Origin of the sequence: Paenalcaligenes hominis (genome assembly GCF_041359055.1) — a bacterium.
Lineage (GTDB): Bacteria > Pseudomonadota > Gammaproteobacteria > Burkholderiales > Burkholderiaceae_B > Paenalcaligenes > Paenalcaligenes hominis_A.
In genome coordinates this window covers 39,500-52,447 of sequence record NZ_JBGJKZ010000001.1, presented here as the reverse complement: position 1 = coordinate 52,447, position 12,948 = coordinate 39,500, and the positions used below count along the sequence as shown (strand labels likewise).

At 46.2% G+C, this 12,948-nt stretch carries 11 protein-coding genes; 7 read left to right on the top strand and 4 right to left on the bottom strand.

Features of this window, described 5'->3' with window-relative positions; all coding sequences use genetic code 11:
* The first annotated feature begins 98 nt into the window (after window positions 1–98).
* The 5 genes from ACBP46_RS00230 to ACBP46_RS00210 are packed head-to-tail and all read left to right on the top strand — an operon-like array spanning window position 99 to window position 5,581.
* On the top strand, window positions 99–1,673 hold the full coding sequence (locus tag ACBP46_RS00230) for an ABC transporter substrate-binding protein (protein ID WP_371014734.1): 1,575 nt from the start codon (window positions 99–101) through the stop codon (window positions 1,671–1,673).
* Window positions 1,674–1,727: 54 nt separating this feature from the next.
* Window positions 1,728–2,711 carry an ABC transporter permease gene (locus ACBP46_RS00225; protein WP_371014733.1) on the top strand — a complete coding sequence of 328 codons (984 nt, stop codon included), beginning with the start codon at window positions 1,728–1,730 and terminating at the stop codon, window positions 2,709–2,711.
* On the top strand, window positions 2,711–3,622 hold the full coding sequence (locus ACBP46_RS00220) for an ABC transporter permease (protein WP_371014732.1): 912 nt from the start codon (window positions 2,711–2,713) through the stop codon (window positions 3,620–3,622). Before ACBP46_RS00225 ends, ACBP46_RS00220 begins: the two co-directional genes overlap by 1 nt.
* Window position 3,623: 1 nt before the next feature.
* Complete coding sequence (locus tag ACBP46_RS00215; RefSeq protein WP_371014731.1) at window positions 3,624–4,595, top strand: ABC transporter ATP-binding protein; 972 nt, start codon at window positions 3,624–3,626, stop codon at window positions 4,593–4,595.
* Window positions 4,592–5,581 carry an ABC transporter ATP-binding protein gene (locus ACBP46_RS00210; protein ID WP_371014730.1) on the top strand — a complete coding sequence of 330 codons (990 nt, stop codon included), beginning with the start codon at window positions 4,592–4,594 and terminating at the stop codon, window positions 5,579–5,581. The genes ACBP46_RS00215 and ACBP46_RS00210 overlap by 4 nt, the downstream gene beginning before the upstream one ends.
* Before the next feature lie 57 nt (window positions 5,582–5,638).
* On the opposite strand, the gene panD is transcribed toward ACBP46_RS00210, so the two are convergent.
* On the bottom strand, window positions 5,639–6,184 hold the full coding sequence (gene panD / locus ACBP46_RS00205; protein WP_371014729.1) for an aspartate 1-decarboxylase: 546 nt from the start codon (window positions 6,182–6,184) through the stop codon (window positions 5,639–5,641).
* Window positions 6,185–6,348: 164 nt separating this feature from the next.
* Here panD and ACBP46_RS00200 point away from each other — a divergent pair, with 164 nt between their 5' ends.
* Both ACBP46_RS00200 and ACBP46_RS00195 read left to right on the top strand, forming a co-directional pair.
* Complete coding sequence (locus ACBP46_RS00200; RefSeq protein ID WP_371014728.1) at window positions 6,349–6,843, top strand: DUF523 domain-containing protein; 495 nt, start codon at window positions 6,349–6,351, stop codon at window positions 6,841–6,843.
* 92 nt (window positions 6,844–6,935) lie between these two features.
* Complete coding sequence (locus ACBP46_RS00195; protein WP_371014727.1) at window positions 6,936–7,580, top strand: LysE family translocator; 645 nt, start codon at window positions 6,936–6,938, stop codon at window positions 7,578–7,580.
* Between the two features lie 197 nt (window positions 7,581–7,777).
* On the opposite strand, the gene gyrB is transcribed toward ACBP46_RS00195, so the two are convergent.
* The 3 genes from gyrB to dnaA all read right to left on the bottom strand — a co-directional run bounded on the left by gyrB (window position 7,778) and on the right by dnaA (window position 12,837).
* A complete protein-coding gene (gene gyrB / locus ACBP46_RS00190; RefSeq protein WP_371014726.1) occupies window positions 7,778–10,225 on the bottom strand; it encodes a DNA topoisomerase (ATP-hydrolyzing) subunit B in 2,448 nt (815 codons plus the stop codon).
* 78 nt (window positions 10,226–10,303) lie between these two features.
* Window positions 10,304–11,413, bottom strand: coding sequence for a DNA polymerase III subunit beta (dnaN, locus tag ACBP46_RS00185; RefSeq protein WP_371014725.1), 1,110 nt, complete (start codon window positions 11,411–11,413; stop codon window positions 10,304–10,306).
* A 2-nt stretch (window positions 11,414–11,415) separates the two neighbouring features.
* A complete protein-coding gene (dnaA, locus tag ACBP46_RS00180) occupies window positions 11,416–12,837 on the bottom strand; it encodes a chromosomal replication initiator protein DnaA (protein WP_371014724.1) in 1,422 nt (473 codons plus the stop codon).
* Window positions 12,838–12,948: the final 111 nt, after the last annotated feature.

Below are 12,948 nucleotides of genomic sequence, written 5' to 3'. Positions count from 1 at the left end.
TTTTATATCATCTATGCTTAATGTTGACGCCTATTCCAAGCCAAGGCACTATGAAAATAATTACACTCGCTTACACACGCTTTAAAGGAGCAACCTTTATGCATAAAAAACTGATTATTGCAGCACTAACGGCCGCTTTATTTGTCCCTGTACTGGGGCAAGCAAAAACTCTGCGTTGGGCTAGTCAAGGAGACATTCTAACGTTAGATCCGCACGCTCAAAACGAAGGCATGACCATTGCTGCGAGCAGTTATGTATATGAACCGTTGGTTGATTATGATAAAGACTTTAATCTAGTGCCTTCTCTTGCGGTCGAGTGGCAAGCCGAATCGGATACTGTCTGGCGTTTTAAGCTACGCGAAGGTGTGAAGTTCCATGATGGCGCAGATTTTACCGCCGATGATGTGGTGTTTTCCATAAATCGTGCATTGGCACCCACCTCTAATTTTAAAGCGTATGTAAATGGTATCAAAGAGGTACGTAAAGTCGATGACCACACGGTAGAAATTGAAACCCAAGGGCCAAACCCTGTGTTATTACGTCAACTCACCAACGTTTTCATGATGAACAAAGCGTGGTCTGAGGCCAATAACGCCACCGCCCCCCAAGACTTTGCTAACCAACAAGAAACCTACTCTGCACGTCATGCCAACGGCACAGGTGCATACAAACTGGACTCCCGTGAAGTCGACATTCGTACTGTTTATGTAGAAAATCCCGAATGGTGGGGCAAAGACCAAAAACCAGGCAACGTAACGAAAATCGTCTATACCCCCATTAAACAAAACGCAACTCGTACGGCAGCTCTGCTCTCAGGCGAAGTCGATTTTGTACTTGATCCCCCTGCCCAAGATTTACAGCGCATTCAACAACAAGCCAAGGTGGTTGAGGGCAACGAGTATCGCACCATTTATATTGGTCTAGATCAAAAAAGCCCCGAACTAAAATACAGCTCTGTAAAAGGAAAAAATCCTTTTGCTGACCAACGTGTACGCGAGGCTCTTTATTTAGCTATAGATACTGAAGCCATTAAAAAGGCCGTAATGCGTGGCTCCTCCTCGCCTACCGGAACTATGGTTGCACCGCAGGTGCATGGTTGGACCGAAGAGCTCGCCAAACGTCCCGCCCCCGACTTAGAAAAAGCTAAAGCTCTCATTAAAGAAGCCGGCTACGAGCCAAATGAAATTAGCTTTACTCTAGATTGCCCCAACAACCGTTACATCAACGATGAGGCCATTTGTCAGGCTGTGGTTGGTATGTGGGCACGGGCAGGGGTAAAAGCATCTTTAAACGCTATGCCTCGTGCAACGTACTTTCCTAAAGTACAGTCTTACGACACCAGTGCGTATCTATTTGGGTGGGGTGTACCTACTTTCGATGCGCTCTACACACTCCAAAGCTTAATGCACAGCAAAGGCGAAGGTGCCGATGGCTCCTTTAACTTTGGAAATTATGAAAATGCGGAAGTGGATGCGCTAATTGACCAAATCAAAACAGAAACCGACGAGGCCAAACGCACCGATGCTATTCATAAAGTCTTAAAAATCCATGCCGATGAAGTGGGTCACCTCCCGCTCCACGACCAAGTTATCCCTTGGGCCATGGCTAAAAACGTGAACGTAGTGCACCGTGCAGACAACCGTCTAACCGCGCACTGGGTGACCATTGATTAATCACTAAAAGGATTGCGGGCTTAGGCTGATCGTCTAAGCCCACAAGTCGCCCCTATGTTGGTATTTATTATTCGACGCTTATTTCAAGCTGTACTGGTCATGTTGGCCGTCAGCTTATTAGCGTTTATTTTATTTAGATATATTGGTGACCCAGTCACCATTATGTTGGGCCAAGACGCCACAGACGCTGATCGCGCTGCATTACGTACTAGTCTTGGTCTAGATCAATCCGCTTTAGTCCAGTTTTGGCATTTTGTACAAAATGCTGTACAGGGCGAGTTTGGGCTTTCCTTGCGCCAAGGACAAAGTGTGTCTGAACTGCTCAAAGACCGCTTACCCGCAACGGTAGAGCTTTCAGTAGTGGCTGCTATCATGGCCTTAGTGGTAGGTTTGCCTTTAGGGGTCTATACCGCTTTAAAACGAAATGGGTTTATTTCTCAAGCCATTTTAGCGTTCTCCTTACTGGGTATCTCTTTGCCCACGTTTTTGATCGGTATTTTACTAATACTCGTTATGTCAGTGCAGCTAGGCTGGCTACCTAGTTATGGTCGCGGCGAAGTCACCTATATTGGTTGGTGGAGCACCGGCTTATTCAGTATCGATGGCTGGCGTCATCTTATTTTGCCTGCTATTACGCTTTCACTCTTTCAGCTCACCTTAATCCTGCGCTTAGTTCGTTCAGAGATGCTCGAAGTCTTGCGTACCGATTACATTAAATTTGCCCGAGCCCGTGGTCTTAGCCAGCGTGCCATTCATTTTGGTCATGCTTTGAAAAACACCATGGTCCCTGTCATTACCATTACTGGCCTACAGTTAGGTGGCATCATTGCTTTTGCCATTGTCACTGAAACCGTTTTCCAATGGCCGGGTATGGGTTTACTCTTTATCCAAGCCGTCCAATTTGCTGATGTGCCTGTCATGGCAGCATATCTTTGCTTAATTGCGCTGGTTTTTGTCTGTATCAACTTAATTGTGGATTTATTGTATTTTGCGGTCGACCCTCGTTTACGTATTAGCATGAATAGAGGTGCCCAATAATGAGCCGCTTAGCACACTTTTGGGATAGCGATCTGGCTTGGTCATGGCGGCATTCTCCCGTAGCTATATTTGCTACTTTAATGACCTTAATACTTTTTGTGGGTGCTTTTGGTGCACCATGGATTGCGCCGCATAATCCATTTGATTTGGCCTCGGTTAATCTTATTGATGCTCTATTACCTCCGGCATGGGAACAAAACGGCCTTAGCACCTATTTACTGGGCACCGACAGCCAAGGACGCGATCTATTATCATCACTCATGTATGGCACCCGTATCTCCCTCATGATCGGGTTTGCCTCCGTTTTTTTATCCATGGTGGTAGGGATTGCCTTGGGCCTTATTGCCGGTTATGCCGGTGGCCGTATCGATGCTTTTATTATGCGCGTTGCAGATGTGCAGCTATCTTTTCCCGCCATTCTTATTGCTTTGCTTATTGATGGTGTAGCTCGTGCCGCTGTGCCGCAAAACCTGCTTGATGTAATTGCTTTCCCTGTTCTGGTTGGGGCTATTGCACTAGCCGGCTGGCCGCAGTACGCCCGTACTGTACGGGGTTCTACTTTAGTAGAAAAAAACAAAGAATACGTTCAAGCAGCTAAAGTTATTGGGGTATCGGGCTCTAGAATTATGTTTAGCCATGTCTTACCTAACGTATTGGGTCCAGTACTAGTTCTGGCAACAGTGCATTTGGCTACCGCCATTATCACCGAAGCCACCTTATCCTTTTTAGGTGTAGGGGTACCACCCACTTCCCCTTCTCTGGGCACACTAATACGTGTTGGCAATGATTTCCTTTTTTCTGGTGAATGGTGGATCACCATTTTTCCGGGACTAGTATTAATTCTGCTAGTTCTTTCTGTGAACTTACTTGGTGATTGGTTGCGCGATGCGCTTAACCCACGACTGAACTAATATGAGCGCCTTACTCGAAGTCAAACATCTTAACGTTGAGTTCCCCACCCGTCGTGGGGTTCTCACCGCTTTAAACGATGTCTCTTTCCATATCAATAGCGGCGAGGTTTTAGGCGTAGTCGGCGAATCTGGTGCAGGCAAATCCCTGACGGGTAGCTCTATTATTCGCCTGCTTGACCCACCAGGTCGTATTGCTAGCGGGGAAATCCATTTTAATGGCAAACGCATTGATAATTTGCCCGAAGAGCAAATGCGTCAGCTACGAGGCAAAGAAATTGGGGCTATTTTCCAAGATCCCTTAACCTCACTCAACCCTCTTTACACGGTGGGTCAACAATTGGTTGAAACCATTCAAACCCACCTCAGTCTCAGCCAAACACAAGCCCAAGAACGCGCTATAGAGCTGCTTGAATCCACTGGTATTCCAGCAGCACGCGAACGCATTAACCACTACCCCCATCAGTTTTCTGGGGGCATGCGGCAACGGGTGGTTATTGCCTTAGCCTTGGCAGCTGAACCAAAGCTGATTGTGGCCGATGAGCCCACCACGGCTTTAGACGTATCCATCCAAGCCCAAATTATCGACTTACTGAAAAAACTCTGTAAAGAGCACGGTACTTCGGTCATGCTCATTACGCATGATATGGGTGTAATTGCCGAAACCGCAGACCGTGTTGCCGTTATGTATGCAGGACGCATTATTGAAGTAGGTCCCGTACAAGACGTAATCCAGCGCCCTTTGCATCCTTATACAGCCGGACTCATGCGTTCTATTCCTGATATTCACCGCAATTTATCGCGTTTAGAACAAATTCCAGGCAGCATGCCGCGTTTAAATGCGATTCCTCCAGGCTGTGCATTTAACCCTCGTTGCAAAGAGGTGATGCCACGCTGTCAAATCGAACGCCCTGAACTGATCACCATCAAAAATCGCCAAGTTGCCTGTTGGCTGCATGAAGGAGAGCCAGCATGAGCACCCCCTTAGTTAAAGTCACTGATGCTGCACGCTATTTTGATGTGTCACCGTCTTGGTTAGATCGTGTTATTTACCGTAAACCTCGTGTGTTACTACATGCCGTGGATGGTGTTAGCTTCACCTTAAATAAAGGCGAAACCTTAGCACTGGTGGGCGAGTCTGGTTGCGGTAAATCCACAGTTGCTCGATTACTAGCGGGTTTATATGGCTTAACGCGCGGTAGCATTCATTTTGATGGCATGGACTTAGCTGCCATGAATCCCAGTCAAAAACATGCTATGCGCCGTCGCTTGCAAATGATTTTCCAAGACCCTTACGCCAGCTTAAATCCACGTTGGCGTGTGGGTCGAATTATTGCCGAACCGCTTAAAACCCACACCCAACTTTCTGCCCAAGAGCAAGCCGATCGAGCAGGACAGTTACTCGAACAGGTTGGCCTCAACCCCGCCGATAAAAACCGCTACCCGCATCAGTTCTCAGGCGGACAGCGTCAACGTATTTCCATTGCACGAGCACTGGCCTTAAACCCCGAGTTCATCGTGTGTGACGAACCCACCTCTGCCCTAGATGTATCGGTACAAGCTCAGGTTTTAAACCTCATGAAAGACCTGCAAAGTACCTTAGGCCTCAGTTATTTATTTATTTCTCATAACTTAGCTGTGGTACATCATGTAGCAGACCGGGTAGGCGTTATGTATTTAGGGCGTATTGTCGAAATAGCTGATCGCGACACCTTATTCAAAACCCCACGTCATCCCTATACACAAATGCTCTTAGGCGCTATTCCCGACATGACCGGCTCTGGTAAAGCGCGTATTCCTGTAGCAGGCGAGGTGCCCAACCCTTTAAACCCTCCTTCTGGCTGTACATTTCATCCTCGTTGTCCTTTAGCCAACGAGCGCTGTAAACAACAAAAGCCTGAACTGCTTATGCAGGGTAAAACCCAAGTGGCTTGTCATGCCGTCGAAGAGGGTCGCGATTAAAAAAAGCACTATTGGCTAACCCCAATAGTGCTTTTTAGCTGTGCTGCTGCGTAGTAATTACGAGGCAAACTGATTTAAATGGCACGACAAAATATCGGCTATGGCGTGATCATTTAAACCACGAGCTCGTAAATCAGCCGCCAAAGCCTCTACATCCACATTAACGACTTGACGCTGAGCACCGTTTGGGCGCTCTTCACGTTTGATGCGAAAGTTATACGGATGCTCTGGCGTTGCATACACCTGATAGCTCATGACCTCGTCCACATTATTTTGAGCATCAAAAGTCAATACCACCGGCTCAATATCAAAAATCTGAGGAGTATCAATGTATTCGGTGGCACAAATAATGACTTGGTCACCTCGTTGACACGTGCGTGCAGCCGCCCCATTTAAAATACAGCAACGAGAACCTGGTTTGCCATAAATAACATAAGTAGAAATACGTGCACCGCTGTCTTTATTCCAAATATCCACAAACTCCATAGGCAAAATGCCTGCTTGTTCGCAAATTTCAGGGTCTAAGGTGATGGAGCCGTGATAATTTAAGTCAGCACCAGTAATAGTAATACCGTGCAACTTGGCTCGAACAATTTTTTTCATGAAAAATACACTTAATAGATAAAAGCAGAATTTGCTTTAATTATACGAGCTTATACAAACTCGACCTATGTTCGTTTACCTATTTCACCACATTCACTCTATTGCGTATGTCTAAATAGTTAAACGGATTGAAATCCACCTCGTTGCTTTTAATCTAGTGCCCTATGACCCCTATACTCATCAGCGCCTGTTTACTAGGCCAACCGGTTCGTTACGATCACAGCCATAAACAGATGGATCATGAACTGCTCCGACGTTGGCGTAAAGAAGGCCGTTTAATTCCTATTTGCCCAGAAGTGGCTGCAGGCCTACCCACCCCCCGACCACCTGCCGAAATACAAAACAAGCGCAATGGCGAGGACATTCTGCACTTTCAGGCACGCATTGTGGATCAGCACCACAACGACTTAACTACGTTTTTTATGTCTGGCGCACAGTTAGCCCTCGAACTAGCTCAACACCATCAAACGCCGATAGCTATTCTTAAAGAAAGCAGCCCATCGTGTGGTAGTTCTCGTATTTACGATGGTTCATTCACAGGTTCCACTATTTCTGGCATGGGTGTTACAGCCGCTTTATTAACACGTCATCATATTCGTGTCTTTAATGAACACCAACTCGAAGAGGCTGCCGTTTTTTTAGCCCATTACGAAGCGTAGCGCTTTTTTAAAAATTTCATCTGTATCAAAAACAATAGACACGCTATGCTTAACAAACTGGATTTGTTTTTTTTTCTTATTGTATTAACCCCATGAATTACTTCGCTCTTATTAATTACATTGCTGTGATGTCTGTTACCCCAGGGCCTAACAACCTTTTGATTACAGCCTCTGGGGTTAATTTTGGTCTAAGGCGCACGCTACCTATGTGTTTTGGGGTTAGCATAGGCTGTGCTATTCAATGTTTAATTGCTCTTAGCACCTTTCATCTTTTATTCAGTTGGATCGAAGAACTTCGCTTTCCCTTAGCTCTAGTTGGCTGCAGTTATTTGTTATGGCTTTCTTGGGCCTTATATCGCTCTTCTAATACAGAAAGCAAAACCCAGCTGCAGCAACAACCCATGGGTTTTTGGCAAATGGCTTTATTTCAGTGGGTCAACCCAAAAGCTTGGTTGATGGCTATTAATATTGCTATTTTATTTAGCTCAACTAACGCTAGCTGGGGGCACTATTTCAGCATTGCATTAATTAACTCTTTGACTAACTTTCCATGTATTTTTATTTGGGCGGCGCTAGGTTCTAAGCTAAAACGCTTTCTCCAAGAACCTAAACGCCTGCAGATTTTTAATGGTTGTATGGCGTTATTGATGACATTTACTGCTCTTTGGCTTTTAGCTGATGAGGCCATCTTCTTTCTCGACACCCATCCCATTATTGCAGCCAAACTCGTTTACTAGCGTCTGGCTCGCCCTAAAAAAATAAGATTTGCTGTTCAGCTGTTCAATCTGGGTGTTCCATGTGAAACCTCGCTTTACAGTATAGAGAGCACAACAACAAACCCTCTTTTACAATTAAAAACGGACCGCTTTTTTAGCGGTCCGTTTTGTATTTCTTTTTAATTAAATTACCTAACTAATAAAGAAACTCACTTCTATTACACATCAATATTTCCGGCTTGCAGCGCATGCGTTTCAATAAAAGCACGACGTGGTTCCACTTCATCACCCATTAAGGTGGTGAAAACCTGATCTGCAGCGATGGCGTCTTCGATTTGAACACGTAATAAACGACGCACAGTAGGATCCATGGTGGTCTCCCATAGCTGCTCGGGATTCATCTCACCCAAGCCTTTGTAACGTTGTTTACTTACACCACGTTCGGCTTCAGCACGCAACCAATGAACCGCATCACGGAAGTCTTCAATGGCGTGCTCTTTACGACGCTCACCTTCACCACGCATCACCTTGGCACCCTCTCCTACTAGGCCCAAGAAAGTCTGACCAGCACGTTTAAGCGCCAAGTAATCAGCACTAAGAATAAAAGTTTTATCAAACACACTGACGCGGATATTGCCATGGTGTAGACGACGTACTACCACTTGCCACATTTCTGTGTCTTCATTTAGCTCAGCATCCACCTTTACTAAATGCGGATTGGCTGGATCTACCAACGCATCGGCTAAAGACTGGGCCGACTGTTGAGCCGACTGCTCTGAGCTCAAGTCAATTTGCACCCCTTCGGCTACAGCCGACAACGCTTCACTATCAAATAAGCGCCCTAAACGTGCAATAACCTGATCGGCCAACACATACTGACGAATCAATTCCTCGAGTGCATCACCGGTAATAAGCTCGGCACCTTCGCTAGGTAAAACCGCAGCGTCTTTGACGGCTAAGCCCAACATAAACTGAGCTTCCTCTGCGTCATCTTTAAGATAGCGCTCATCACGACCTACTTTTACTTTGTAAAGAGGAGGTTGGGCAATGTAAATATAACCGCGCTCTACTAGCTCGGGCATTTGACGGTAGAACAAAGTCAACAAGAGGGTACGAATATGTGCCCCATCCACGTCCGCATCCGTCATGATAATAATACGGTGGTAACGCAGTTTTTCTATGTCGAAATCTGGCCCAATACTAGTACCCAATGCGGTAATCAGCGTAGTAATTTGTTCACTAGCAATAAGGCGATCAAAACGGGCTTTTTCTACGTTCAGTACCTTGCCTCGTAAGGGAAGAATAGCTTGGAACTTACGATCTCGGCCTTGTTTGGCTGAACCACCCGCCGAGTCCCCTTCGACTATATAAAGCTCAGATTTAGCTGGGTCTTTTTCCTGACAATCGGCTAGCTTACCAGGTAAGCCTGCGCCCTCGAGCACACTTTTGCGACGAGTGACCTCTCGGGCTTTACGAGCGGCCTCACGCGCACGTGCCGCCTCTACGATCTTATTACACACCGCCCGTGCATCGGCTGGGTTCTCTAATAACCAAGTTTCTAAGGTACGGCTTACAGCCTCTTCAACAGCAGGACGAACCTCGCTAGAGACTAGCTTGTCTTTGGTTTGACTACTGAACTTAGGTTCTGGGACTTTGACGGACAACACACACGCTAGGCCTTCACGCATGTCATCGCCGGTAGTGTCAACCTTGGCGCGTTTTGCTATGTCGTGGTCATTGATGTATTTGTTTAATGCCCGCGTCATAGCAGCACGCAAGCCTGTCAAGTGACTGCCCCCATCGCGCTGTGGAATATTATTCGTAAAACACAGCACGTTTTCTGCGTAGCTGTCGTTCCATTGCATAGCAATCTCAACGCCAACTAAAGTACCACCTGCTTCGGACTCGGTTGTGACCGAGAATACATTCGGGTGTAATACTGTTTTGCCTTTGTTGATGTACTCCACAAAACCTTTTACGCCACCCAAAAAGGCAAAGTCTTCTTCTTTACCTTGGCGCTCATCCACTAAACGCACTTTAACGCCGTTATTTAAGAACGACAGTTCACGTAAGCGCTTGGCTAAAATTTCATAGTGATAATTAATATCAGTGAAAATCTCGTAATCGGCTAAGTAACGCACCAAGGTACCGCTTTGATCGGTATCGCCTACTACAGATAAAGGTGCCTCGCGCTCGCCTCGGGAAAAACGTAATGAGTGCTCTTTACCATTACGCCAAATAGTAAGCTCTAACCACTCTGAGAGTGCGTTTACACATGAAACCCCTACCCCGTGCAAACCGCCCGATACTTTATAAGAGTTCTGATCGAATTTACCCCCTGCATGCAGTTCGGTCATTACGATCTCTGCGGCACTACGCTGCTCTTCATCATCACGGTGAATATCGGTGGGAATACCGCGACCATTATCACGTACAGAAATGCTGTTATCCGCATGAATAGTGACCACAATATCATCACAATAGCCGGCTAACGCTTCGTCAATTGCGTTGTCAACGACCTCAAACACCATGTGATGTAAGCCTGTACCATCGGAGGTATCACCGATGTACATGCCGGGGCGTTTACGAACCGCCTCCAGGCCTTTAAGCATCTTAATTGAATCCGCACCGTAGTCGGGTTGGTTCGTTGTAGTTTGATCTGACATGTATTTATATTACCTGTAGTGAGTCATGCAGCTAGAGCTGTTCTAGCTAAGCGTAGGCGTTCAAAGAATCACGTTCTTTTAAATACGCATGGGCATAACTACATATTTGAAAGCATCTTCTTCGGGTAGAGTTACCAATACCGACGCATTAGAATCCGGCTGTACTGACCAACGAATATCGGTGGTTTTTGTATTTGCTAGAACATCCAGTAAATAGCTAACGTTAAAGCCCACATCTAAGGACTCAAACGCGTAATCTACCTCGAGCTCTTCTCGTGCCTCTTCTTGCTCTGCATTCGATGCTGAAATTTTCATTTGGTTTTCACCTAACTGAATACGCACGCCACGTAATTTATCAGTGGTGAGAATAGCCGCGCGTTGTAGGCTGCCCTGCAAGGCCTCGCGGTTCATCACAAAGTGACGAGTATAAGATGTAGGGATCACACGGGTGTAATCGGGAAACTTGCCCTCGACCAGCTTGGTGATTAGCTCGACCCCATCAAAGTTAAAACGCATTTGACCTGCGGCCACCTCGACCTGTACAGGCGAGTCAATATCGTCGAGTAAACGCTGCATTTCCAATACAGTTTTACGTGGCACAATAACTTCGTGCTTGGCTTCAATGCTTTGCGCCTCGGTGGCATGGTGTGCTAGACGGTGACCATCGGTAGCAACCGTGCGTACCATGCCTGGCTCAAACACAAAAAGCATACCGTTTAAATAATAACGAATGTCTTGTTGCGCCATGGCAAAGTGCACGGAATTTAACAAATGCTTGAGTGATTTTTGCGCTAAAGCAAAAGACACATCCCACTGAGCAGGCTGAACGAGGGTAGGGAAATCGTCTGCTGCCATGGTTTGTAAAGCAAAACGGCTACGTCCTGATTGTACTAAAAGCTTGTTGTCTTCTAGAGTTAAGGACACCTCACCACTGCTTGGTAGCGCACGCAAAATATCTAATAGCTTGCGTGCTGCCACTGTAGTTGAAAGCATAGAATCCCCTACCCCAAAATCAGCATGAGTAGTGATTTGCACCTCGAGATCTGTAGCAATAAAGGACACACGGCTGCCTTCTTTGCGCAACAGAATATTAGCCAAAATAGGCAAAGTATGACGACGCTCTACAATGCCTACAACAGTGGTTAAAGGCTTAAGCAGCGCATCGCGCGAGGCTTTTACAAGTAGCATAGTTATCCTTTTAATGTTTGTTCTAACACATGAAGTGAGTGATTGAGTTCATTGTCTGAGCGACGCGCTTCAGCAATCTTACGCACAGCATGTAATACGGTGGTGTGGTCACGTCCACCAAACAAATCGCCAATTTCCGGTAAGCTTTTTTGGGTTAGCTCTTTAACCAAATACATTGCTATTTGTCTAGGCACGGCAATATTGGCTGGACGCCGTTTAGAGTACATGTCCGAAACTTTTATTTTATAAAAATCGGCCACGGTCTTCTGAATATTTTCTACAGAAATCTGCCCGTTCGACATAGAAAGCAGATCTTTCAGTGCGTCTTTACAAATATCTACTGTCAGCTCGGTTTGCTCATGAAAGCGAGCATACGCCGCCACTGTACGTAGCGCACCTTCGAGTTCACGTACATTGCTACGTAAGTGCTTAGCTATAAAGAAAGCCACCTCTTTAGGCATCACCATGCCGTCATTTTGGGCTTTACGCAAAAGAATGGCGACCCGCATTTCTAGCTCGGGCGGCTCGATTGCTACCGTCAGCCCTGAGTCAAAACGTGAGATCAACCGACTTTCTATATTTGACAGCTCTTTGGGGTAGGTGTCGGAAGTAATAATAATCTGCTTACGCTGTGCCACCATGGCCTCAAAAGCGTAAAAAAATTCTTCTTGGGTGCGGTTTTTGCCAGCAAAAAACTGAATATCGTCAATCAACAGTAGGTCTAACGAGTGGTAATACTGTTTAAACTCGTCAAAAGCTTTACGTTGATAGGCTTTGACCACATCAGATACATATTGGTCTGCATGCACATAACGCACTTTAACGCCCCGCCCTCGGCTAATAAGGGCATTGCCTACCGCATGAATTAAATGCGTTTTACCTAAGCCAACTCCGCCGTATAAAAACAATGGGTTGTAAGACGTGCCCGGATTTTCAGCGACTTGAAGCGCCGCAGCCCGTGCAAGTTGATTCGCTTTACCCGTTACGAAATTATCAAAGCTAAGGTCCGGATTTAAACGCGACTGCTCTGAGGGCGCAGCTTGTCGCGGTGTGCTTACAGGACTAGGTGTTGTATAAACAGTAGGAATTGCGTCCTGCTGTTCTAGGTCGGCACTATGCTCTTGCTGTCTAGCCTGCTGCAAGCCCTGGGCTGTTACCATAGGCTGTGGGGCTGCTGTAGATTGAGCCAGTTCCAGCTGGAGCTCTATAGGACGCCCAAACCACTCACTAGCAATGTCTTGGATACGGTGTGAAAAGTTTTTACGTACCCAGTCTAGTTTAAACCGATTGGGCGCAGACATCCGCAGCACGGCGGTATCCTCTTCGAACTCTATAGGCTCTAGAGGCTTAATCCACGCACTGATTTGCTGAGGAGGTAAATCCTGCTCTAGACGTTGTACACAAGAAAGCCAAAAATCGTTCATTTTTTTCACTATAGTAAACCTTAATTCTACCTCTACTCCACAGACTTATCCACAACCCCCGTGTTTTTATCCACAGCCTCTTTGCTTAGACTCTGTAGTCGCAAACCTACC